27 protein-coding genes are annotated in these 23,842 nt (G+C 58.4%); 19 read left to right on the forward strand and 8 right to left on the reverse strand.

Annotation, left to right across the window (positions count from 1 at the left end):
- Position 1 precedes the first annotated feature (1 nt).
- From ccmE to ccmA, 5 genes are read right to left on the reverse strand one after another with little or no spacing between them, the layout of a single operon-like run.
- Complete coding sequence (ccmE, locus tag OUO13_RS00935; RefSeq protein WP_283171970.1) at positions 2-469, reverse strand: cytochrome c maturation protein CcmE; 468 nt, start codon at positions 467-469, stop codon at positions 2-4.
- Positions 453-671 (reverse strand): heme exporter protein CcmD, encoded by a 219-nt coding sequence (gene ccmD / locus OUO13_RS00940; RefSeq protein ID WP_283171971.1) that lies wholly within the window; start codon positions 669-671, stop codon positions 453-455. Before ccmD ends, ccmE begins: the two co-directional genes overlap by 17 nt.
- Positions 671-1,444: a heme ABC transporter permease gene (locus OUO13_RS00945; RefSeq protein ID WP_283171972.1), complete on the reverse strand. Its 774-nt coding sequence runs from the start codon at positions 1,442-1,444 to the stop codon at positions 671-673. Before OUO13_RS00945 ends, ccmD begins: the two co-directional genes overlap by 1 nt.
- 28 nt (positions 1,445-1,472) lie before the next feature.
- Positions 1,473-2,141, reverse strand: coding sequence for a heme exporter protein CcmB (gene ccmB, locus OUO13_RS00950; RefSeq protein ID WP_283171973.1), 669 nt, complete (start codon positions 2,139-2,141; stop codon positions 1,473-1,475).
- On the reverse strand, positions 2,138-2,812 hold the full coding sequence (gene ccmA, locus OUO13_RS00955) for a cytochrome c biogenesis heme-transporting ATPase CcmA (RefSeq protein ID WP_283171974.1): 675 nt from the start codon (positions 2,810-2,812) through the stop codon (positions 2,138-2,140). The genes ccmB and ccmA overlap by 4 nt, the downstream gene beginning before the upstream one ends.
- Before the next feature lie 149 nt (positions 2,813-2,961).
- On the opposite strand from ccmA, the gene fliK reads away from it, so the two are divergent.
- Positions 2,962-4,812 carry a flagellar hook-length control protein FliK gene (gene fliK / locus OUO13_RS00960; RefSeq protein WP_283171975.1) on the forward strand — a complete coding sequence of 617 codons (1,851 nt, stop codon included), beginning with the start codon at positions 2,962-2,964 and terminating at the stop codon, positions 4,810-4,812.
- Between the two features lie 93 nt (positions 4,813-4,905).
- Positions 4,906-5,214, forward strand: a complete 309-nt coding sequence (locus tag OUO13_RS00965) for an EscU/YscU/HrcU family type III secretion system export apparatus switch protein (protein WP_283171976.1) — start codon at positions 4,906-4,908, stop codon at positions 5,212-5,214.
- A gap of 21 nt (positions 5,215-5,235) precedes the next feature.
- Here OUO13_RS00965 and OUO13_RS00970 read toward each other — a convergent pair whose 3' ends face one another.
- A complete protein-coding gene (locus tag OUO13_RS00970) occupies positions 5,236-5,904 on the reverse strand; it encodes a TetR/AcrR family transcriptional regulator (protein WP_283171977.1) in 669 nt (222 codons plus the stop codon).
- Between the two features lie 263 nt (positions 5,905-6,167).
- Here OUO13_RS00970 and hemN point away from each other — a divergent pair, with 263 nt between their 5' ends.
- Together hemN and OUO13_RS00980 are read left to right on the forward strand one after the other, a co-directional pair.
- Complete coding sequence (gene hemN / locus OUO13_RS00975) at positions 6,168-7,562, forward strand: oxygen-independent coproporphyrinogen III oxidase (RefSeq protein ID WP_283171978.1); 1,395 nt, start codon at positions 6,168-6,170, stop codon at positions 7,560-7,562.
- A gap of 2 nt (positions 7,563-7,564) precedes the next feature.
- A complete protein-coding gene (locus tag OUO13_RS00980; RefSeq protein ID WP_283171979.1) occupies positions 7,565-8,116 on the forward strand; it encodes a redoxin family protein in 552 nt (183 codons plus the stop codon).
- Position 8,117: 1 nt separating this feature from the next.
- On the opposite strand, the gene OUO13_RS00985 is transcribed toward OUO13_RS00980, so the two are convergent.
- On the reverse strand, positions 8,118-8,747 hold the full coding sequence (locus tag OUO13_RS00985) for a hypothetical protein (protein ID WP_283171980.1): 630 nt from the start codon (positions 8,745-8,747) through the stop codon (positions 8,118-8,120).
- 125 nt (positions 8,748-8,872) lie between these two features.
- On the opposite strand from OUO13_RS00985, the gene OUO13_RS00990 reads away from it, so the two are divergent.
- Positions 8,873-9,634, forward strand: a complete 762-nt coding sequence (locus OUO13_RS00990) for a GNAT family N-acetyltransferase (RefSeq protein WP_283171981.1) — start codon at positions 8,873-8,875, stop codon at positions 9,632-9,634.
- Positions 9,635-9,805: 171 nt separating this feature from the next.
- Complete coding sequence (locus OUO13_RS00995; protein ID WP_283171982.1) at positions 9,806-10,144, forward strand: hypothetical protein; 339 nt, start codon at positions 9,806-9,808, stop codon at positions 10,142-10,144.
- 40 nt (positions 10,145-10,184) lie between these two features.
- Here the strand turns inward: OUO13_RS00995 and OUO13_RS01000 are convergent, their stop codons facing one another.
- On the reverse strand, positions 10,185-11,108 hold the full coding sequence (locus OUO13_RS01000; protein WP_283171983.1) for a GGDEF domain-containing protein: 924 nt from the start codon (positions 11,106-11,108) through the stop codon (positions 10,185-10,187).
- A 179-nt stretch (positions 11,109-11,287) separates the two neighbouring features.
- Between OUO13_RS01000 and OUO13_RS01005 the strand changes: the two genes are divergently transcribed.
- From OUO13_RS01005 to OUO13_RS01065, 13 genes are all read left to right on the forward strand, one after another.
- On the forward strand, positions 11,288-12,319 hold the full coding sequence (locus OUO13_RS01005) for a glucosaminidase domain-containing protein (RefSeq protein ID WP_283171984.1): 1,032 nt from the start codon (positions 11,288-11,290) through the stop codon (positions 12,317-12,319).
- Positions 12,319-12,681, forward strand: coding sequence for a PilZ domain-containing protein (locus OUO13_RS01010; protein WP_283171985.1), 363 nt, complete (start codon positions 12,319-12,321; stop codon positions 12,679-12,681). Before OUO13_RS01005 ends, OUO13_RS01010 begins: the two co-directional genes overlap by 1 nt.
- 51 nt (positions 12,682-12,732) lie before the next feature.
- On the forward strand, positions 12,733-13,929 hold the full coding sequence (locus tag OUO13_RS01015; protein WP_283171986.1) for an acetate/propionate family kinase: 1,197 nt from the start codon (positions 12,733-12,735) through the stop codon (positions 13,927-13,929).
- A complete protein-coding gene (pta, locus tag OUO13_RS01020) occupies positions 13,922-16,012 on the forward strand; it encodes a phosphate acetyltransferase (RefSeq protein WP_283171987.1) in 2,091 nt (696 codons plus the stop codon). The genes OUO13_RS01015 and pta overlap by 8 nt, the downstream gene beginning before the upstream one ends.
- 147 nt (positions 16,013-16,159) lie before the next feature.
- Positions 16,160-16,678, forward strand: a complete 519-nt coding sequence (locus tag OUO13_RS01025) for a hypothetical protein (protein WP_283171988.1) — start codon at positions 16,160-16,162, stop codon at positions 16,676-16,678.
- 3 nt (positions 16,679-16,681) lie between these two features.
- Complete coding sequence (locus OUO13_RS01030) at positions 16,682-17,395, forward strand: ABC transporter ATP-binding protein (RefSeq protein WP_283171989.1); 714 nt, start codon at positions 16,682-16,684, stop codon at positions 17,393-17,395.
- Positions 17,392-18,603, forward strand: a complete 1,212-nt coding sequence (locus tag OUO13_RS01035) for an ABC transporter permease (protein WP_283171990.1) — start codon at positions 17,392-17,394, stop codon at positions 18,601-18,603. The genes OUO13_RS01030 and OUO13_RS01035 overlap by 4 nt, the downstream gene beginning before the upstream one ends.
- 26 nt (positions 18,604-18,629) lie before the next feature.
- Positions 18,630-19,454 (forward strand): outer membrane lipoprotein-sorting protein, encoded by an 825-nt coding sequence (locus OUO13_RS01040; protein WP_283171991.1) that lies wholly within the window; start codon positions 18,630-18,632, stop codon positions 19,452-19,454.
- Complete coding sequence (locus OUO13_RS01045; protein ID WP_283171992.1) at positions 19,451-20,755, forward strand: hypothetical protein; 1,305 nt, start codon at positions 19,451-19,453, stop codon at positions 20,753-20,755. Before OUO13_RS01040 ends, OUO13_RS01045 begins: the two co-directional genes overlap by 4 nt.
- A complete protein-coding gene (locus OUO13_RS01050; RefSeq protein WP_283171993.1) occupies positions 20,743-21,831 on the forward strand; it encodes a sensor histidine kinase in 1,089 nt (362 codons plus the stop codon). Before OUO13_RS01045 ends, OUO13_RS01050 begins: the two co-directional genes overlap by 13 nt.
- A complete protein-coding gene (locus tag OUO13_RS01055) occupies positions 21,828-22,574 on the forward strand; it encodes a LytR/AlgR family response regulator transcription factor (RefSeq protein ID WP_283171994.1) in 747 nt (248 codons plus the stop codon). The genes OUO13_RS01050 and OUO13_RS01055 overlap by 4 nt, the downstream gene beginning before the upstream one ends.
- A 380-nt stretch (positions 22,575-22,954) precedes the next feature.
- Complete coding sequence (locus OUO13_RS01060; protein ID WP_283171995.1) at positions 22,955-23,410, forward strand: hypothetical protein; 456 nt, start codon at positions 22,955-22,957, stop codon at positions 23,408-23,410.
- A 176-nt stretch (positions 23,411-23,586) separates the two neighbouring features.
- Positions 23,587-23,842, forward strand: a 256-nt coding sequence (locus tag OUO13_RS01065) for a transposase (protein WP_283171996.1), incomplete at its 3' end; no start/stop codon positions are given.

Consider the following 23,842-nt stretch of genomic DNA (forward strand, 5'->3'; position numbering starts at 1 on the left):
CTCAGTTACTGCTTGCCGGGTTCTGCATGGCAGCTTTGCCGTCTTCATGCGCCTGATCGAGGGCATGTTTGACTTCCGGCGGCATGTATTTTTCATCGTGTTTGGCCAGCACTTCAGAGGCCTGCAGGGTGCCGGACTCATCCAGCTTGCCCAGCGCCACAATACCCTGACCTTCACGGAACAGGTCCGGCAGAATGCCTTCGTAATGAATTGGCACCGTGGCCGCGCCGTCGGTTACCTGAAAGGTCACCGCCAAACCGGTGTCATCACGCTTGAGACTGCCAACCACCACCAGACCACCGGCACGAATGGTGCGGCCGACCGGAACTTCGCCGTTGGCGATCTGGGTCGGAGTCTGGAACAGGTTGACGTTTTCACTCAGCGAATACATCAGCAGGCCCACCGCAGCACCGATGGCCACCACCATAAACAGGATCAGCTGCAGGCGTTTTTTACGTTGTGGATGCATCGTTGTTCTCCTCGGAAACAACCGCAGATGAACTGCGTTCACGGCGCAGACGACGAGCCTGCTCAGTTAACAGGCGTCGCCGATCGAGAATCGGTAACACAATGTTGATGGCCAGCACCAGAAAGGTGAGGCCGTAAGACAGCCACACGTAAAAACCGTGCCGTCCCATCGCAATAAATTCGGCGAAGCTGTGAAATTCCATCAGCGTTGCCCCCCTTTGATACGCGCTGCGACTTCAGGCAGTTCCTGAATCCAGCTGCGTTTACGTTCGTGCCAGAGAATTTCGTTACGGGTGCGCAGGATCACCAGCAAGGCAAACAGCAGATAGGTCGCCACAATCATGATCAACAGCGGGATCAGCATGTCCGGGTGCATGGGTGGACGCTCGGTCAGCTTGAGGGTGGCTGGCTGATGCAGGGTGTTCCACCAGTCAACGGAGTATTTGATGATCGGAATGTTCACCAGCCCCACCAGCGACAGAATGGCACCGGCCTTGTGGCTGGCGTCTTCGCTTTCAATCGCACGCTGCAGCGCCATCACCCCGAAATACAGGAACAGCAGAATCAGCATCGAGGTCAGACGCGCATCCCAGACCCACCAGGTGCCCCAGGTCGGTTTGCCCCAGATCGCGCCGGTAAACAGCGCAATCAGGCAGAAGCTGGCCCCCAGCGGCGCAACCGCACGCGCTACCCAGGCCGCCATTTTCATTCGCCAGATCAGGAAGATGGCACCGGATACCGCCATGATCATGTAGCCGCTCTGGGCGATAATCGCTGCCGGTACGTGAATGTAGATAATCCGGAAGCTGTCACCCTGCTGATAATCCGCCGGAGCAAACAGCAACCCCATCACCACGCCAACCAGCATGCCAACACCGGACAGCAGCGCCAGCCAGATAATCCACTTCCCCGTCAGTTCATAGAACCACTTCGGCGAACCGAGGCGGTGGTACAAACGCACAAGCCATTGCCACATAACAGCACTCCAACTCTCAATCGGCCTGTCAGCGTGACAGGTTCAGGCGCAAGGCAGCTGCCGCCGCAAACGGCGTCAGACACATGGCCAATGCCAGCATGGCGCCCAGAAAGCCCAGCTGACTGTTAAAACTCATACCAATGCTGGCGTGGTACACCGCACTGGCCGCAAAAATCAGCACCGGAATATACAGCGGCAGAATCAGCAGACTCAGCAACAGGCCACCACTGCGCACCCCGGCGGTTAACGCCGCTCCCACCGACCCCAGCAAACTGAGAATCGGTGTGGCAATCAGCAGGCTCAGCACCAGCGCGCCATAAGCGTCATCCGGCAGCGCCATCATTAATGCCAGCACCGGCGACATCAGGGTCAATGGCAGACCACTGCACAACCAGTGCACCAGCGCCTTGGCCAGTGCCAGCATATACAGCGACTCACCGGAGGCCAGCCACTGTTCCAGCGTGCCGTCCTCAACGTCGGCCTTGTACAGTGAATCCAGTGACAGCAAGGTCGCCAGCAAGGCCGCAACCCAGATAATGCCACCGGCAATTTTCGCCAGAAACGCCGGATCCGGATCGACGGCGAGCGGGAACATGGCCGCCACCATCAGGAAAAACATCAACGGGTTCAGCCATTCACCCGGATTACGGGCTGCCAGCAACAAATCGCGGCGTACCGTTGCACGTACCAGACTCATGAACGTCCCTCCGTGGCGCGCACTCCCAGCTCCAGACGGCGCAGGGATGGAATCCCCTGCAAGGCATGGTGACTGGTGATAATCACCGCACCACCGGCAGCAACCTGACGCTGGATACGTTCTTCCAGCCAGGACACCCCTTCCACGTCGAGGGCCGTAAACGGCTCATCGAGAATCCACAGCGGCGCAGGCACCAGCGCCAGACGCGACAAACCAACACGGCGCTGCTGACCAGCCGACAACTGATTGCAGGGAGTATCCTCAAACCCGCCCAGCTGCACTTCGGCCAGAGCCTGCCAGAGATCGTCTTCGTGTAATTCCAGCCCGGCGTTCTGCCACGGGCTCATCAGCCAGCGCAGATTCTCGATGGGTGTCAGTGCCCGTTTGATCGCCGCCAGGTGGCCAAGATACACACGGTTGGCGGCATACTCGGCAAAACAATCGTGTAACGGCTCGGCGTGCCAGAGCAAATCACCTTCGTAATCGCGATTCAGACCCGCCAGCAAACGCAGCAAGGTGGTTTTCCCGGCACCGTTCGGACCGGCCAGCTGCAGCAGGTCACCGTTACGGACATCCAGGTCCAGATTTTCAAACAGCACACGGTCGTCACGCTCGCACAACAACTGGCGAGCGCTCAGGGAAACACTATCGGCAGCAAACGACAGGGCCATGACTACTCCGGTTCACACGACCCGCAAAATGGCAGGCCGAAAAGCGCACGCATTATATACAAAAACCGCGCGGGCGCTGCCTTGAACATCCGTTGACCAGGGTCATGAAGCCACTCAAGTTCAGGTCGTTCTGGCCGATATTGGCGAACATGAGTAATCCGATTATTCCCCTGCTGCCTGCCAGCCTGCGCCAGCAACTGTCGCGTCCGACCACCAGCGACAGCGCGCCAGCCAGCGTCAATACTGAGTCCGACGGCCGTCCGGTGCTGAGCGAGCAGCTGGTTGAGCTGTTATCGACCAGCAGTCGGGGACGCAGCCTGTTAGACCGTCTGGCAGCTGCCAGTGCGGGCCAGACCACCGAAGTTGCTGCGAAGGTAGCAAAGAATTTCGACCAATTGAGCACAGGTGCGACCAATCGCCGCACCTCGTTACTCGACCTGCTTGTTACGGAACAAAAACTGCCGGTGCAGGTGCGTTTGAGTCAGCCAGCAGCAACCTTGCCGAAAGGGCTGGATCTGCAATTACTGAACCGCAGCGGCCAGTGGTTTGTGCGCTCGGCACCACTTGCCAACAGCGCTCTCACGGGGCCCTCGAACCAGTTGTCTGCAACCAGCGGCAACTCGAACACTTCCGTGGCAGACTCGCAAAGCCTACCTGCCGGTTCCGGGAGTCGTGTTATGAGTGCATCGATTGGCAACCCATCAGGCAACACACCCGCTCTGCCGCCGTTAACAACCGCCCTTGGTTATAACGGCAAAACTGCGGCAGCCGGGCTGACCCAGGCGTCTCCTACAGCTCCGTCTACAGCTACATCTGCAACACCAGCGTCCAGTCCAGCGGCGACCCCGACTCCAGCGCTCAGCAGCACCACTAACATCACAAGCAACACACCCAACAACAACCCCACGGCTGCTCAGCCGGATTCCTTGCCGTCAGGAGTAAAACTGCCAAACCCAGAGCTGTTACAACGCTGGGTCAGTGGTCGGCAGGCGTTATTACCAATGCCACCGTCCGCCGCGCCGCCATCAGCCTCGACCAATCTGTATCAGCCGCAGCGACCAACAAATGGCGCATCATCCGCCAATACCACTTCCAGCCCTGCTACGGCCACAGCAGACAACCATGTGGCCGCCAGTCAGCGCTTGCTGGGCGCGCTGGCGCAGGTTGTACAGAGCCGTAATCCTGCGCTGCGCCAGATTCTGCAGAACTTTGTTCAGCAGCTGCCGACCAGTGAGCAGCTTGGCACCCAGCAAGGTGTGCGTAGCGCGTTACAACAGAGCGGGCTGTTTATGGAGTCCAGCCTGTTTGCTCTGGCCAATGGTACGGAAGACGACTCCGCCAGCCGTCTGTTGCAGGAAGCCAACCGCCTGTTTGGCGGCCTGAATAACAACGCCGATAACCTGCTGGCGGGTCAGCGGGACATAAAAGCCGTGCTCGGACGGTTATTGGCAGCCAGCCAACCGGGCGCACAAGCCGACAACGCCGAGCAACCCACTCTGCTGCGGCTGCAAACCGACTCTGGCGCATCCCCTCTGCAACGACAGTTACAAACCGCGCTGGCCGATATCGAACTTCAACAGCATCGTCTGATCACCCAGCATCAGGCCCCGGACAACAGCGGTCTGGATACCAGCCTGTTGTATCGCCAGCAGGAACGACCCGCTGCGGTAGCCATGAGCTGGCACCCGGATGACGACAGCTCCCACGAGCAAACACATAAATCCACAGCCAAAGCCCAGTGGCGACTGCAATTACAACTGGAACTCGACGGTATTGGTTGTGTGCAGATCGACGCCCGCATTGGCTGGCCAAAACTGGCGGTGACCTTCTGGTCGCAGAATCCGGACAGCTTGCGCCAGTTACACCAGCAGCTACCGGGCTTGCGTCAGCGTTTACAGGCCGCCGGAGCGGAAGTGAATGATCTTGATGCCCGTTTTGGACAGGCCCCCAGTGGAAACCAGACCCGCATCCAGCGCAGTCTGGTCGATCTCTTTACCTGAACTGAACCGGACCACACGTCAGTCGTCACCAACAGGATAACCAGAGCCAACTTAAGCCGAGCTTAAGTGGCCCCCCGACAACAGGAGCAAGTGATGGCCACCCAGGATAAAAAGCCCGGCATTCCGGAATCCTTGCTCAACAGCACGGCCGCCGTGGCATTGGGTTATCAACCCGACAAACATGACGCCCCGCATCTGATCGCCCACGGCGAAGACGCCCTCGCACAGGCGATTATCAGCCTGGCGCTGGCACACAACATTCCGATTTACGAAAACGCCGAGTTAACCCGCTGGTTGGGGCAATTACAGCAAGACGAGGAAATCCCCGAGGCTTTGTACCGGGTGATTGCCGAGATTCTGGCGGTGGGTTTGAGCCTGCGCACACAAACGCCGCCAGGCTGAAAACCACGCCGAAGGACTGACTCAGGCCAGCGCCGAGACCGGCTGATCCAGTGCCGACAACAGCCAGTGGATGTGAGGTTGCAGCACATCGTCCGGAATCAGTTCCAGACCATTCATCAGCATGGGCAGGGAACGGTAGTGATAACAGTCCACCAGGCCGTGAATAGACGTCAGGAAAAACAGCGCGACGCGACGTTTTTCGGCTTCCGAACGGGATGCCAGCGCTGGTGACACATCTTCCAGCAACACCAGCGTATGACGCTGCCATTCTTCCTGCAGACGATCGAGCTGCATGGCCACGCCCTGATCTTCATCGGTCAGAGGTTCGGTACCCACGCTGCTACGTGGTGGCTGGAACATCAGCTGGTAATAACCCGGGCGACTCCGGCAGAAACCGATCAGCTGACGCACAAACTGTTCCAGCAGTTCAGCGGCAGGCAGCTGGATGGCAACCGGCTGACGGATTTGCTGGAACAACAACTCAAAACCACGGCGGCGGATATTCAGCAGCAGCGATTCCTTACCGGGGAAGTAGTTGTAGATGTTACTGGCCGTCATAGACAAGGCGGATGCCAGTTTGCGCATGGACAGAGCATGGAAACCCAGATCTGCCATCACGGTTGCCGCGCTGTCCATAATGCGTTCACGTTGCCACGCGATTTCTTCCGCTGAAAACGGCTTCTTGGGCATAAGTCCCTCCTGCGACTTTAAATTATGGTCTTCTCGATCCAATTATCTAACGATCCTACATTGAGGATAGCAATTCGACCAACCGCGATACTCGCCGAATTACAGATTTCCAGAAACGGAAATTCAGGTTATTGACCTGAAACAACCCAAAGAACGTTCAAGAAGCTATCGTTAACGCCTGTTCTTTCGACCTCTGGCCTATGGTGTCCAACTGGCGCCCACAGTAAGGTCATTCCAGCCCTTCACCAGAACACGAGCCCCTCATGACAGAATCCGTATTTTGGGACCCACTGCTGATTCAGCGTTACAACCGTCCTGGCCCTCGCTACACCTCGTATCCAACTGCGGTGGAATTCCAGAGCGTTGATTCCGATGCCATGGAACAACAGGCGTATGCCCAGCGCGATCCGGAGAAACCGTTGTCGCTGTATTTGCACATCCCGTTCTGTCGTCACGTCTGTTACTACTGCGGTTGCAACAAGATTGTGACCAAGGACACCAGCCGTGCCGCGCCGTATCTGGATTACCTGAAAGATGAAATCCGCCGCAAGCGCGCGCTGTTGCAACCGGCTGCCGACGGCCAGCTGGCAGCGGTTGAGCAGATGCACCTGGGCGGTGGCACACCGACGTTCCTGAGTGATGACGAACTGGTGGATCTGGTTACCTTCCTGAAGCAGCAATTCCGCTTCAGTACAGCCGACAATGCGGACTTCTCCATCGAAGTGGACCCACGGGAATTACGCCCGACCACCCTGACACTGCTGCGCGAGCTGGGCTTTAACCGCATCAGCTACGGCGTGCAGGACCTCGAACCCGAAGTTCAGGAAGCGGTGAACCGGGTGCAATCGGAGGAAATGATCCGTCAGGTGATGAACGAAGCCCGCGAACTGGGTTTCCACTCCATCAACATCGATCTGATTTACGGCCTGCCCCACCAGACACTCGAAAGCTTCGCCCGCACCATCGAAACCATTATTGATATCAGCCCGGATCGTCTGTCGGTGTTTAACTACGCTCACCTGCCGGAACGATTCAAACCACAACGCCGTATCAACGCCGAAGACCTGCCACCCGCAGAAGAAAAGCTGGCGATTCTCGGCCACTGCATCACTCGCCTGTCGGAAGCCGGTTACCACTACGTGGGCATGGACCACTTCGCCAAACCGGATGATGAACTGGCGATTGCCCAGGCATCCGGTACCCTGCACCGCAACTTCCAGGGTTACACCACCCACGGCAGCTGCGACCTGCTGGGCTTCGGGGTGTCGTCCATCAGCCAGATTGGTGATTATTACCTGCAAAACCAGGTGAAACTGGAACACTACGAAAACTGCCTGAACCAGCAGCAATTGCCGCTCAACAAAGTCTGTGAGGTGAGTGCCGATGACCATATCCGTCGTCGTGTGATCACCGAACTGCTGTGCCACCTGCACATCAATTTTGATGCACTGGACCAGGAATTCGGCATCAACAGTCGTGATTATCTTGCTGCTGATATTGATCGCCTGACGCCTATGCATCAGGACGCTCTGGTCGATATTTCCAGCGCTGGCATCCATATCACCGAACGCGGTCGTTTGCTGGTACGTAACGCCTGTATGGCCTTTGATACCTACCTGCAACGCCACGAGCAGCAGCGTTTCTCGCGGGCGATCTGAGCATGTGGTCCGCTTGGCAGTCCCGTTACCAGCGTTTGTCGCGCTGGCAACGCGGGCTGCTGGAAGCCGTTATGATGCTCGCCCTGTTCAGCGCCGTACTGGCGTGGAATGGTCGGCATTTGTTGCCATCGGCACAACCGGCTCCTTCGCTTGGCGGCACGCTGCTGGTCAGTAAACACACCATCAGCAACCTGCCTGATAGCCGCCCGCCCGTTACCATCGATTGGCAACAGCAGCCGCGCACACTCGTGTATTTTTTTGCGCCCTGGTGTGGTGTCTGCCGGGTCAGCATGCCGGGCTTAAACAGCCTGCCGCGAGACAACCTGCAAGTGATCGCCGTGGCGCTGGATTGGCAATCCGCAGAAGAAGTGCAGCAAATGGTGCAGGAAACCGGCTTTGACGGCACGGTGATGCTCGCCAGCCACGAGATCGGTCAGCAATGGCAGATACGTGGTTATCCGAGTTATTACGTGGTGGACAATCAGGGGCTTATATTGCATCAGGATACCGGCCTCAGTACCCCGCCCGGTTTGTGGTTACGCACTCACCTGTGAATCAACGCAACGGCTGGCCGGACTGCGGCTGCCAATATCCCCAGCGACGACCATCAAACTGGAAATACACACTCTGGTGAAATGGCCGTTTGCAGGACTCCAGACTGCGACGCGCCCGATACAGCTGTTTGACGCCATCGAGGGCTAACCAGCTGGCCGGACTCTCCACACACCAGGACATTTCTGCCTCCAGATACCAGTAAGGTTCTTTCCAGACCGGAGCCGAAATCTGCGGAATATCCAGCACCCGACCGCGTCCGTAGAACAACCATTCAGCATCGGATTGGCGCAATGCGTCCTGGGCTGGATGGATACGATACAGCCAGCCGCCCTGTACCCGAGCACTGCCATTTGCGTCATTTTCCCGCACGATCTGACGCTCCCGCTGCAAGATTCCGGCATTGGCCAACGCCTCCAGAGCATCTTTTTCATGACCACTGGCGTCGCTTGGAAGGGTCAACGGAAAGCGCCAGTCGGGCCACACAAGATCGTCCGGAAACAGTGAAATCTCCAGCAAAATCCGGGCGTTGGCACGATCCAGCGGCGGTGGTGCAGAATTTTCTGCATGCCCCGAATGAACCTTTGCCAGAACCAGAAGCCAGATCAGGAAAGTGAAATATTTTTGTAACACTGGTTCACCTGCCCGGTGTTTACCAATACCATGGCGCCTCCTTGGCCTAAGCGCGGCGATGTCACCCAACTGTCACAGGGTTGAACTACAGTCGCCAGGATTAAACCAACAGTCAGGTTATCGACATGCAACAAGCCACTGCTCATCAGAGTGCCGCGAGTAACGACGCTCCTCTCGTGGCCCGAATCACTCAAGACCCGGCCGAGATTCGTCAGGCCATGCAATTGCGTTATCGGGTTTTTGCGGAAGGCATGGGCGCTCACATTGATTCCGGTGAAGCCGGTATCGATCGCGACCGCTTCGATGACCTCTGCCTGCATCTGATCGTGAAAGACGTCAGCACAGATCAGGTAATTGGTTACAGCCGCATTATCACCTCCGATGTCGCTGAACAGACTGGCGGTTTTTACTCGGCGACTGAATTCGACCTGAGCCAGGTCATCCAGCCAGGCAAGTCCTATATGGAAATCGGTCGTACCTGCGTAGACCCTGATTTCCGCAGCGGCGCCGTTATCGGCATGCTGTGGTCCGGTATTGCCCAGTTTATGTCGGCTCACAACTACGACTACCTGATGGGTTGCGCCAGCATTCCGCTGAACGAAGGTTATGCCCGTGCTATCGCGGTCGTGAATCACCTGCGTGAAAAACACTTCACTCCGGAAACCCTGCGCGCCGAGCCAAAAGTGCATCTGCCTCGCTTCAGTGTAGACATGGATGGCGCTCCTTACGTGCCCTCCCTGCTGAAAGCCTACCTGCGTATCGGTGTGAAGGTGTGCGGCGAGCCTTGCCTCGACAAGGAATTCAACGTTGCCGACGCCCTGATCCTGCTGGGTCGTGACGACATCAACCGTCGTTACCTGCGTCACTTCGCCAAAACCGAAGGCTGATTCGTCAGTCAACGCTAAAACGGGTGCCTTGGGCACCCGTTTTTGTTTCCGCCCTCTCCCGCTACCCCATCGCGTAATTATCCCGTCCTGTCACCGGCACTCTGGCCAGTTTCTGCTAGGCTAAAATGAAACCCTACGCAATCGTGGGGGGCTTTCTTTCAGGGGAAAATCATGGAAAACATGAACATCAGGCAAGCCATTGAAACCATATGGGAGCTGATCGAAGCGCTTGAACAGGCCTACTGGGAAGCCAGCGAGATGGAACACAAGGACCGGGTCTTCAACGTGCTGCAAATTCTGAACCGTGAATATATGGAACTGCTTAAGCTGAGTGTGCAGGACCATCACTTCGACTATGAGGTGATCACCGCCGCACCGGGCCATCTGTTACCCGTACTGCGCGATCTGTCCAAACACAGCAACGCGGTATGTCGGCGCCTCTCTACCCGCGAACAGCTGGAAGAACGCCTGGTTGTTTACATTCGTGCGGTTGCAGATGACCCGCACTGATCAAAAACTACGGCATGGGCATTATTAGTACCCTCATGAGTCAAGTCACATCCAGCATCAACTCACCAAAGCGGCAGTGCCTATGCCGCCCGAGATGTTTGGCCATATACAGCGCCTGATCCGCTTCGTGGATCAGGCTTCGGTGGCTGCTGTCATTACGAGGTGAACACCAGCTGCTGCCAAGACTGATACTCAAGCAACCATGTTGGCCATCGGGATGTTCGATCGCCAACGCATCCACGGCCTGTAACAAACGCTCTGCCACCACTCGCACACCATCGGCCTGTAACGACGGCACAATCACGGCAAATTCTTCACCGCCATAACGCGCCACCAGATCGTGTGAACGGTTCACTCCGGAAGCCAGCGTATGTGCCACACGGCACAAACATTCATCACCAGCCTGATGTCCAAAACGATCGTTATACTTTTTGAAGAAGTCGATATCGATCATCACCACGCCAATACCGGAGTCATGGCGCTGCGCCCAGCGCCATTCACTTGTCATAAATTCGTCAAAGTGTCGACGATTGGCCAGCCCGGTCAAAGGATCCACATGAGACAACCCTCGCAACAGACGTAACTCGTTTTGTTGCCGCAATACCGCCAACACTCGCGCCAGCACCAACTCTGGCACCAAAGGTACTGTTAAATACTGACACGCTCCCTGATTCAAAGCCTCAATCTCTGCGGCAACAGACTGCTCACCCATCAACACCAGCTGGCCACTGCGGGTTGCCGGATGTGAGCGCCAACGCATCAGAAATGCAGCCAGATCCAGACCTGGCATATCGTCAGCCAGAATCAGCAGGTCAGGCACCGGTACCGGCTCGTCCATCCAGGCCAACAAACGCTCGGCTGACGGCAGACTGACAAAATCGCCACAGTCCCGCAGCAATTCGGCCAAGAGGGATTGCACGACCAGCGAAGGTGTTGCAACCAAAATCAACGGCTGTTTATGCATGGTCTTCTCCAAACAAACGCCTTGTATTTCAGCAGACATTTCCAAGATGTCAGGCAACATCAATGCCAGACAAGATAGATGGCACGATTTCTGAAATCAGTAAAACGATCAACGGTCGAAATAGAGCAAATTATCGGCTTCCGCTACACTCGCGGGGCAAACCACCACGAGACTGATTCATGCACTTACGAATCTGCGCCCTGATCTGTATTTTGCTGCTGAGCGCCTGCGGCAAAAAAGACGAAGAACTCAGCAATGCTCCCGTCGCACCGCTGCCTGACTTCGCCGCTATTGAAGATACCAAGGCCCGTAAACTGGCTTTTTTTGAGTACCTGAAACCACTGGCAGAACGCGCCAACCAGGAAATTCTGGCCGAACGTAAAATCGTTGAAGGCTGGGATGGCAGCAGCACGGCCAGCGATGAGGTTCAGGCCCTGATCAACAAATACGAAATCCGGGCAACCGAACCGAAACAGCAAAAAGAACTGCTGATGCGTCGGGTGTATCCGGTACCGGTATCACTGGCATTGGCACAAGCCGCATCCGAAAGCGCCTGGGGCACCTCACGTTTTGCTCGCGAAGCCAACAACCTGTTCGGCCAATGGTGTTATAGCCCGGGCTGTGGTCTGGTGCCATCACGTCGGGCCCCTGGTGCTTTCCACGAAGTTGCCAAATTCGACAACCCGCTGGAAGCCATCCGCAGCTACATGCGTAACATCAACAGCCATCCGGTTTACCAGCCATTACGGGTAGAGCGCCAGAAACAGGTCGCCAGCCAGGGCTATGCTACCGGCGAACAACTGGCCAATGGCCTCAGCAAGTATTCCGAACGCGGTGGCATGTACATTTACGAAGTACGCCGCCTGATTTACCGCAACAAACTCGATGCCTACGACATTCCGGACGGTATGGAAGCTCCGGCCCGCATGAGCAAGCCGGTTCGTCCTGAAGTGATGGTCGCCACCAGCAAAGGCAGCGGCCGTGATCACGAAACCAGTGATGACGACCGTCTGCAGGCCGAACAGGCTGAACTGGGTGGTGACGTTGCCGATCCGGTCGAGGCCGCCGATGCCGCAGCGGCATCATCCGAAGCCGCCGCCGACGCCAGCCCGGTCCCTGTCGCCGAACCGGCGGTTGAAGAAGCCAAAGCCGAACCGGCCAGCAACAGCGAACCGGCTGCTGCGCCAGCTCCAACGCAGGGAGAAGGTTAATGAGCACCGGTGAGCGCCGCCAATCGCGGCGCACCAGCGCCAATGGCCTTGAGATCGACCTCTGCACCCGTAACTGGCTGGGGCGCTGGATGCCGCCGCATCGGGTCATTGGTGCCGATCTCTCTCATCATGGCCTGGCCGTGATCACACCACTGAAACTGAAAGAGGGCCAGCTGCTGCGCCTGACCATTGGTAATCGCCAGCATCGCCTGCTTGATCTGCCTGCCCGGGTTATTCGTGCCGAAGCCCGTGGCGCTGACTTCCTGTATGGCATTCGTTTCGAGCTTGATGATCTGAGTCAAGCCGCCCGTCGCAGCTACGACACACTACTGAAACTCCTGCAGGATAGCGTGTCACACTGAAGACACATTTATCCGGGGCCAATACAGCCCCAGTGGAACAAGGAGTTTTCCATGGCAGAACCGGTACTGGTGATTAACTGCGGCAGTTCTTCGATCAAATTCGGGCTGTTCGCCCGTGCCGAACTGGATACCCCCATGCTCACTGCCCTCGCCGAACGCCTCGGCGAGGAGTTTCCTCATCTGATCATTCATGGCGACCCGGAGCTTCGTAAAGACCTGCCCGCTGGCGCCGACCACCGCACGGCCCTGCAAGCCTTTATGGATGCCGCCGCCCACGTTCTGCACGACCTGCAAGGCATCGGCCACCGGGTGGTCCATGGCGGTGAGTTATTCCACGACAGCGTCCTGCTCAACGACAACGCCATCGAGCAGCTGGAAAGCCTGTCGTCACTGGCACCGCTGCATAACCCACGCAATCTGCTGGGGATTCGCCTGACTCACGAACTGTTCCCGGATACACCGCAGGTTGCGGTGTTTGATACCTCATTCCACCAGACCATGGACCCGCAGGTGTATCTGTATGCCGTACCGTACCAGTGGTACGAACAGTCGGATGTGCGCCGTTACGGCTTTCATGGCACCAGTTACCGTTATGTCGCTGCCGAAACCGCACGCCGTCTGCAAAAACCGCTCAGTGACTGCAACCTGCTGATCACCCACCTCGGCAATGGCTGCAGCGCCTGCGCGATCCGCGCTGGCCGTTCGGTGGATACCAGCATGGGCCTGACGCCGATGGACGGCCTGGTGATGGGATCACGCTCCGGTTCGGTCGATCCGGGTCTGGCGGATCACATGCATCGCCACGACGGACTCGATTACCAGCAGGTCATGACCGATCTCAACCAGCACAGCGGCCTGCTGGGACTGTCCGGCATCAGCAACGACATGCGCAGCCTGCTGGAAGCCGAAGCCGCTGGACATACCGAAGCCAGTCGCGCCATCAACGTCTTCTGCTTCCGTGCCGCCCGCGAGCTGGCGGCGCTGTCCTGTTCGCTGCCGAGCATCGACGCCGTGGTATTTACCGGCGGTATTGGTGAACACGCCGCCGTGATTCGACAGCGCATTCTGGCGCAGTGGCGCAGCATCCGTTTCTGCCTGAGTGATGATCTCAACGCCCGCCATGGTGATGACAACGGCCGCATCAGCCTGCCCGGCACACCATTGGTGATGGTGGTGCCCACTCACGAAGAAAGCATGATCGCTCAGGACACCTTCCGCCTGATCAGCACCGGAGCCAGGTATGAGTAACCCGATTCATGTGTTTGTTGCTCCGGCTTCCGCGGAAACCGGCCTCACCAGCATCAGCCTGGGTCTGCTGCAGTTTTTTGATCGTCGTGGTCTCAAGGCCGGTTTTTTGAAACCGGTGGCGGTTGATCACCAGCAGCCGGAGCGTTCCACCGCACTGGTACAAGCGGTTCGCCATCTGAACCCACCCGCCCCCATGGCGTTTGATCAGGTTCAGCAACGTATCAGCGCCGGTCTGCTCGACCGGGTGCTGGAGGATGTGGTGGCGCTGCAGGACAACGTACTGCAAGAACAGCCCGACGTAGTTCTGGTGGAAGGTATCGTGCCCGACCGCACCCAGCCCTACAGCGCCCGCCTGAATCAGGAAATCGCCAAGGCGCTGGATGCCAGTCTGATTCTGGTGGTAAACGGCGAACAACCGGGTGATGCCCGGTTGTTACACGAGCTGGAGTTACAGCTGTCGCTGTACCTCAATCTGGGCGTGGAAGTGCTGGGTTTTGTGGTCAACAAATGCCATCCGAAATTGCAGGTACCGGCCAACATCAAGGTTCAGGAGCACCTGATTCCCTGTCTGGGCCAGATTCCGTTCAGCCAGGCGCTGCTGTGGCCGCGCACCAGCGACCTGCTCAAACCCTGCCATGCCCATCTGCTGCACACAGGTGATCCCGACCGTCGGGTGCAGTCGATTTGTGTGGGGGCAGCCAGCCTCAACCAGACGCTGCCTGCACTCAATGCCGGTACGCTGCTGATTACCCCGGCCGACCGTTCCGACCTGATTCTGGCCGCCGCCCTTGCCAGCAGTAACGGCATGCCACTGGCCGGGTTGCTGCTGACCGATTGCCACAGCAAGACCATTGAGCCGGATGCACTCAACCACCTTTGCCAACCGGCCTTCAGCAGTGGTTTGCCAGTGCTGTGCAGCGAACAGTCGCTGGCCTGCCTGACCGGGCGCTTGCAACAGCACAGCTCACAAGTGCCGGTAGATGACCAGCCACGAATCCTGCAGATCATGAATCAGGTCGCCGACCATCTGTTTGCCGACACCCTGCTGCAGACCATCGGCGCGCCACACCCGCGCCATCTGAGCCCGGCTGCGTTCCGTTACCAGATCGTCAGCAAGGCCCGCGCCGCCAGCAAACGTATTGTGCTGCCGGAAGGTGAAGAACCTCGCACCGTGCAAGCGGCGATCAACTGCCAGCAACGTGGTATCGCCCACTGCATCCTGCTGGGTAATCCCGAACGTATCCGCCAGATCGCCAGCGCCAATGGCCTCGATATTCCCGACGGCTTGCAGCTGCTGGATCCGACCACAACACGCCTGCAGTACGTGGATTCCATGGTTGAACGCCGCAAACACAAACAGCTGACGGCACAAGCCGCGCTGTCACAACTGGAAGACAACGTGGTGCTGGGCACCATGATGCTGGCCGACAATCATGTCGACGGACTGGTATCTGGCGCCATCCACACCACCGCCAACACCATTCGCCCGGCCCTGCAGTTAATCAAGACTGCGCCCGGCGCCCAGCTGGTGTCATCGGTATTTTTTATGGGCCTGCCGGATCAGGTACTGGTGTACGGCGACTGCGCGGTTAACCCCGATCCCAATGCCGAAGAACTGGCCGACATCGCCATCCAGAGCGCCGACTCCGCACTGGCTATGGGTATTCCTGCACGAATCGCCATGATCAGTTACAGCACCGGCTCCTCCGGCAGTGGTGCCGATGTCGACAAGGTCAAGGTGGCCACCCAACGCGTCCGCGAACGTCGTCCCGACCTGCTGGTCGACGGCCCACTCCAATACGACGCCGCCACCACCCCCGACGTCGCCGCCAGCAAAGCCCCCGGCAGCGCCGTCGCCGGCAAAGCCACCGTACTGGTATTCCCCGACCTCAACACCGGCAACACCACCTACAAGGCGGTGCAACGCAGCGCCCACGTCATCAGCATCGGCCCGATGCTGCAAGGACTCGCCAAACCAGTAAACGACCTCTCACGCGGCGCCACCGTCGAGGACATCATCTACACCATCGCCCTGACGGCTATTCAGGCCGGGCAATCGCGCAACAGCCCGACTCCGGACTGAGCGCGGTGCCGACAAGCAGGGTCGTGATCACGGCCCTGCTTCCACTTCATACCCCTGCTGTTCCACTTCATTCCCCTGACGCTCGCGCCCCTGTCGGCCATCTTCCAGACTGGCTTCATCAACACTCCGCCACGCCAGGATGCCATGATGAAAAAACGACTGCTGACCCTGCTGACGACCTCCCTGCTCAGCCTGAACCTGCCCGTACAGGCGGCGACCCTCGATCTGCCGGAGTTCACCACCATGCATGACACCTATATGGCGGTGATCAACGAAAAAGCCAATGCCGAAGACACCGCCGAACGCTTCCGTGCCTGGCAGCAGCAGTACCCGCAGGAAGCCCTGATCGGCCTGTACATCGGCGCCCTCGACTGCCTCATCGCACGCGATGCCTGGCTGCCCTGGAACAAGATGCGTTACGTCAACCGCTGTACCGATGCCATGGACAAGGCCATGGACCAGGTGCAGCGCCAGTCTGACCCTCGCGACCAGATGCGGGCCCACCTTGAACGCGGCTTCGTCAATGCCAACCTGCCCGCCATGTTCAACCGTCAGGAACTGGCCATCGAGGACTTCGAAGCCGTCATGAAGTCGGACCGCTGGAGTCAGCTGCCAGAGAGCCTGCGCCAGCAAGTCACCGACAAGCTGAAAGCCCTCAAGGAGTAAGCCATGAACAGCCCGCTGCTGCAGGCCAGTGGTCTGCGTAAACACTTTGATCAGGGCGACAACCGCATCGACGCCCTGCAAGGCATCGACCTTTGCCTGGAAGCCGGTGCCATGGTCGCCATCACCGGCCACTCCGGCAGTGGCAAAAGCACCCTGCTGAACATCATCGGCACCCTCGAAACCCCGGATGCCGGTGAACTGGTGTTATGGGGCAATCCGGTACGCTGGTCGAACCGCAGCGCCGATGTGCGCCAGCGTGAACAGCTGCGCGAACAGGGTCTGGGATTTATCTTCCAGAACTTCAACCTCAACCCGGCCCTCACCGCCCTCGAAAACGTCAGCCTGCCGCTGCTGCTGGGTAATGACAGCCGTCGTCAGCGCGAGCAAAAAGCCGCCGCCATGCTGGAGCGCGTCGGTCTTGGCGAACGCCTGCACCATCGCCCCGGTCAGTTGTCCGGTGGCCAGCAACAACGTGTAGCGGTGGCACGGGCACTGGTACGCCAGCCACGCCTGCTGCTGGCCGACGAACCCACCGCGAACCTCGACAGCCAGTCCACCAGCCTGCTGCTGGAACTGCTCGCGCAACTGAACCGTGACCTCGGCACCGCCATGCTGTTTTCCAGCCACGATGAACGTCTGCTGGCCACAGTGCCACGTCAGTACCATCTGCAGGATGGCCGTATCCAGACCTGCCACCAACCGGAGACCAGCGCATGACAATCAACAAATGGCTGGCCCTGAGCTGGCTCAACCTGATTCGCAACGGCCGTCGCAGTCTGATCTCGGGCGGCGTGATTGCCTTTGGTAGCGCCGCCCTGCTGCTGTCCATCGGCTATGTCAGCGCCACCTTTGAAGGTCTGCGCGAAAGCACCATCCAGGGCGGCCTCGGCCATCTGCAGATTGCCGCCCACAACGGTTTTGATGATCCCCGTGCCGAAGCCATCAGTGCGGCCCAGGCGCAACAGCTGGAGCAGCAATTACAGGCCATGCCGGAAGTACGCCTGACCACCCGCCGCATCCTGTTCGAAGGGCTGGCCTCCAGCGGTGATGTCACCATTGCCGTGATGGGGCGCGGGGTCGATATTGATCAGGAACGCAAGATCAGCCTCTTTACCCCGATAGTCGAAGGCCGCAATCTCAGTGGCCAGGACAGCGGCTGGCAGGCGGTAATTGGTGATCGGCTGGCCCGCAATCTCGGTGTCAGTGTCGGCGACAGCCTCACCCTGCTGACCAACACCCGCTATCAGGGCATCAATGCCATCGACGTCACCATCAAGGGCATCAACCGCTCCGGCATTCCGGAGCTGGACGAACGTTCGGTGATGATTTCGCTGGCGGCCGCCAGCCTGCTGACCGACAGCGATCAGGTCAGCCGTCTGGTCGTCGGGCTGTACGAGACCGCCAATACCGACCTGATCGCCGACCGCCTGCAGGCCGATACCAGCATCAGCGTGCAACGCTGGATTGACCTGTTCCCCTTCTATGGCGCGGTGGTCAATCTCTACCACAGTATTTTCGGCATGATGGGCGGCATCATTCTGGTGGTGGTGTTTCTGTCTGTCAGCAACAGCATGCTGATGGCCTTTATGGAACGGGTGAACGAAAGCGGCACCTTACGGGCGTTCGGTTTTTCCCGTGGCCGCGTCATCGGCCTGTTCAGCGCCGAAGGCTGGCTACTGGGTGCCCTGGGTGCCAGTGCCGGTCTGGAGATTGGTTTGCTGCTGATGCTGCTGATCAACCAGGCCAGCATCCCGATGCCACCGCCCCCCGGACGCTCGGTCGGCTACCCGCTGGTTCTGAACGTCGAAGTGCTGGCAGTGCCTGCCATTCTGGCCGCCATGATGCTGTGTGGCACCCTCGCCGCCTGGCTACCGGCACGCCGCATGACCGCCATGACCATCACTGCCGCCCTCAACCACTATTGATCCGCCGCGTCGCAAGGAGCCTCGCCATGTTGTTATCACCCGTTCGTCTGCGCCGCCTGGCCGCCATCCTTTGCCTTTCAACGGGTGGGCTGCTGTGCTCGTTACCGCTCCGGGCCGAGACCACCGCCACCGCAGCCACGGCGCCTGCAGCCACCAGCACAGAGGCTGCCAGCGTCAGTGCGGATGACATCCAGGAGCGTCTGCATCAGGCCGACCTGATGCGTTCACGCTTTGAAAACGGTGAGGTACTCTCGCGTATTGAACTGTTCCGCAACGGGGCCTCCGTCGAAACCAACGAATACCGGGTGCAGTTCAACGACCAGGGCGAATCCCGGGTGGAAATGCTCGATACCCGCGCCCGTGGCCAGAAAGTGCTGCTGCTGACCGATGCCATGTGGCTGTACGTCCCCAACACCGGCAAGTCGATCCGTATCACGCCGATGCAACGCCTGATGGGCCAGGCCAGTTACGGCGACATCGCCAGCCTCAGCTGGCACCGGGAATACCGCTGGAACGGCGAACCCCCGCAAACCGTCCCGCTGGGTGATCATCAGGCCTTGCGACTGGAACTGGACGCCGACCGCAAATCCTCGACGTACCGGCATCTGGTGGTGTGGCTGGATGTCAGCAGCAATCAGCCATTGCAGGCCGAGTTCTATCTGGCCAGTGGCAAACTGATGAAGCGCGCCAGCTACCAGCTGACCACTGACAGCAAAGGCCAGACGTACGTGGGCAAGACCCGACTGGATACCCCGGATCGCCCGGATGAATACACCGACATGACCAGCAGCGAACCGGTGGCCGCGCAACACCCGTCCACCCTCTTCACCCGCCAGGGGTTTGTACAATGAAGCGCTTACCTACCTGGCGGGCCGCACCCGGCCTGCTCAGCCTCGGCCTGCTGACGCCCCACAGCCCGTTGGTACTGGCTGACGCCGACGACGCTGCCGACGCCATCACCCACAACTGGACGCTGGCCGGTGAACACCAGTACCGCCGCCAGGACGCCTGTTCGAGCGACTGCGCTGACCAGAGTACCCAGCTGCGTCTGAGTGACCGCCTGCAATGGCAATCCCTGACCGCGCAGATCTATCTCGACCAGCAGATCAACCAGCAGGACGACGATCAGACCCGCCTGCGGCTGGCGGAATTATCGGCGCACTGGCAACCGGAGGATGGCTGGCAATTGCGCGCAGGCCGCTTCAGCCAGGATTTTGAACGGGCCACCGTGATGCAACCCATGGCCTTTTTCCAGACCGCCGCCGCCCCCTTCGACCAGCTCGCCGACCCGGATGGCCTGTGGATGGTCAGCGCCACTCACTGGCTGGATGACTGGACCCTCACCGCCGTACTGGCCGAAGCCAACCGCGCCAACAGCGACCAGCCCGGCACCAGCGAATGGCAACCCGCTGCCGGTGAGGTCACGCCCAGACAATGGGGACTGGCCGCCGAACGCGACTTTGATGCCCTCTCCGTCACCCTGCTGGCCCAGCAATATCAGGGCCGCAGGCCCGGACTCGGCGTCGGCTACAGCCGTGTCATCGGCTCCAGCTGGCAACTGGTCGGCAGCAGTTTTATCCGTCAGGGCAGCCACTACCTCAGTGGCTATCAACAAAGCCGCGCCCACCTGCTGGCCAGCCTGCCGACCGCCAGCGCCGATGCCGTCGCCGCTCAACTGCCGGATCTGCAACGCTCGGACTCCGGCTGGTATCCGCGCCTGAGTCAGGGCATTCAATGGTCGGGCCTGACCCAGATGCTGCAACTGGAACTGCACTACGACCGCCGCAAACTGAGCGCCGATAAACAGCAGGCACTCTATCAGCTGTCCGACAGCACCTCGGCCAGCAGCACGTCGCCCTCGGCCGAATCCACCGCCTTCAGTAACGCGGCCGCCAGCCTCGGTAACGATCGCCACCAGCAACGCTACCTGTACCAGAGCTGGCAATACGAAAATACCGACTATCGCCTCAGTCAGGCCCTGTTACTGGGCGCCGATCACAGCCACTGGTGGCAACTGAAGGCAGAATGGCTGCCAGACTGGAGTCTGTCATTCTGGCTTGCCTACAATGGCTGGCAGGGCAACAACCAGAGTGAATTCGGCCGCGCGCCCTGGCACTCGCAAATCAGCACAGGTGGACAATGGGTATTCTGAACAGCGCCAGCGCGCCAGCACAGGTATGTACCTGGGCTAGAACTCCCCGGCAACTGCTGCGCAGCCTCGGCATTCTGCTGATCATCAACACCGGCATTACCCTGATCATCTACAGCCTGCTGGGCTGGAAACACTTCTGGTTAGTGTTCGCCACTGCCAACGGCATTGGTCTCGGCTGTTTTGTCACCATCACCCTGGTCATGCGCGTGACATGGCCACGCTTCGGTAACGATCTGCGTATCCTGCTGGCGATCCAGCCGCTGGCGGCCTTCAACGGAGCCCTGATCGGCTATCTGTTTGTGTCTGAATATCAGTCGTTACTGCAGACCTGGGTATCGGCCCTGACCTTCTGTGTACCGGCGTCTCTGGTGTTTTATGCCATCTCACGCCTGTCAGAGAGCCGGATGGCAGCCCAGCAAGCCATGACCGCCCGAGAAACCGCCCGCCGTCAGGCAGTGGAGATGGAACTGCGCACCCTGCAAAACCAGATCGAACCGCACTTTCTGTTCAACACCCTCGCCAACGTCAGCGCCCTCATCGACGTCGACCCGGACCGCGCCCAACAGCTGTTGGGCCTGTACACCGACTTCCTGCGCGACAGCATGCGGCTGGCCGCGATGCCGGAATGGCCGCTGGCCAGTGAACTGCAAATGGTCGAACGTTACCTGCAAATCCAGCAGGTGCGTTTTCCGGAAATCCGTTATGAAATAGACGCCGATCACCAGCAGCCCGACCATTTGATACCACCGCTGCTGCTGCAACCGCTGGTCGAAAATGCCTTTGGCCACGGTCTGGTTCCGGCGGGCAATAGCGGCCTGATCCGCATCCGTTACCAGCGCCAGCCGACCGGGCTGGTACTGCAAGTCGACGACGATGGCGTCGGCCTGACCACGCCCACCTCTGCTCCAGCCCCGGCTTCGGTCAAAAGCGGCAATGGCCTGGCGTTGGAGAATATCCGTGCCCGCCTGCAGCATCGCTACGGCCCCGCCGCCAGCCTGACCCTGGAGCGCATCGAACCAGCGTCCGGCCCGGCACTGACCCGTGCCACCCTGCGTTTACCGGAGGCAAGCGCATGAGCACTCAGGCCTTTTCCCCCGGCAAGACCGTGACCGCCCTGCTCGCCGACGATGAGCCGTTATTACTGCAAGCCCTGGCCAACCGTCTCCAGAAACTCTGGCCCGAGCTGGCAATCATCGAGCGCTGCCACGACGGCCAGAGCGCCCTCGCCAGCATTGAAGCCAAACAACCGGACATCGCCTTTCTGGACATCCAGATGCCGTTTCTCACCGGCATGGAAGCCGCCCGTCGCATCCGTCAGCTCAGCCACCCACCGCTGCTGGTGTTTGTTACCGCCCACAGCGAACATGCGTTAGAAGCTTTTGACCAGCAAGCCATCGACTACCTGCTCAAACCCGTCAGCACCGACCGCCTGCAGCAATGCCTGCAACGCCTGCAACAACAGATCAATGCCCGCCAACCGGCCCCACCGGCAGTCGCCGAACCCCGACTGCAACACCTCAATATCAGCGTCGGCCAGCGCCGACTGCTCCTCGCCGTGACCGACATCGCCTGCTTCGAAGCGGATGGCAAATACACGCGGGTAATCAGCCCACGCGGCGAATACCTGCTCAACCAACCGCTCAAGGAACTGGAACAGCAACTGCCGGAACAATTCCGCCGCATCCATCGCGGCACCATCCTGAACCTCGATTTCGTCGACTACAGCCAACGCACCGACACCGGCCGCCTGCAGGTACAGCTGAAAGGACTCGATCACCCGCTGATCGTCAGCCGTAAATACCTGCAACAGCTGGGGTGACGGGTCGGGCGTCGGGCGTCGGGTGACGGGCGTCGGGTGACGGGCGTCGGGCGCGCAGAATAATCAGGCTAAAGAAAATCCATGCCCGTATTTCCAGAGCGATTGCGCGTTTTGCCGGATGCTGTTAGCGTAACTCCATAAAGTGCAATCGTTTTTCGTTTTGAATGCAGAATTAATGCGTACGTTAAAGCAGAAAAACGCGCATAACTCGCCGTCCGCGCTCGTTTTTCCAGGGAGGAGATTTTGATGAAAATGGAAATTACCAATCGATTCAAAAACCTACCATCCTTTTGCAACAAATCACGCCACCAGAAAAACGCGCATGCGCATGAATAAACTGTTAGCTAGTGGCGAAAAGAACACTATCCAAGGAATAAAAATTGAAAAACATATTTAAAGCATGTTTAGCTGTGTTTTGTATATTTCAGTCACCAATTTTATTTTCTCAGAGTTATACCATTCAGCAAGGGTATATATTCGAGCAAAAGTACCTAAAGCAAGTATCTGTGAAAATGGCTGAAGAAATTGCCAATTCTCCCGACGTTTTTCAAAGCTATTTGACTGGCCAGTGGGGGGAGGAAAAAATAGCCACTTCTCAGGTAATCCGGAAAAACGATCTTCTTTCAATTAAATTTAAGAATAGACCTTCGCTCACTTTACAGGACTATATCCTTGAATCCTCGGAAGGAGTTGAAGGTGATTCTCAGCTGTTTAAATATATTAAAAGCGTGCCAAATTATATAATAATCGGTGTTTTATATGGGCATGACCAGCCTGGGTTTTTGCTTATTGCAGAAAATGGGTCCGAATTCTACTATGTAGACACATATAAATAGCTAACAAAACGTTGCAGCCGATGGTTTGTATGTTGCATTTTTTGGCTTCGCTTCGCTCATTATTCGCCAAAAAACACAACATACAAACCACAGCTGAACTGAGCGTTGAAGCTGTAGAAAAACCTCTCTCAATCGCCTTTCTGCGGTAAAATTCCTGGCAGCAGCGAGGAAGCGATATGCCACGGTATAAGCACTACGATTACAACCAGACGTCGATGGTTGTGATCAACTTCGAAGAGCAGATTCAGCCAGGTACGTTTGAATATGCTTTGCATCATTTGATCTCGGATCGGCTGGATTTAACCCTATTCGACGATTTGTACTGCAATGATGGCAAGGCCGGTGGGCGTCCAGCTTATGATCCGGCGATTCTCTTGAAGATTATTCTGTTCGCTTATTCCAAAGGTATTACGTCAAGCCGCGAGATCCAGT

This window comes from Parathalassolituus penaei (assembly GCF_026626885.1).
GTDB lineage: Bacteria > Pseudomonadota > Gammaproteobacteria > Pseudomonadales > Oceanobacteraceae > Oceanobacter > Oceanobacter penaei.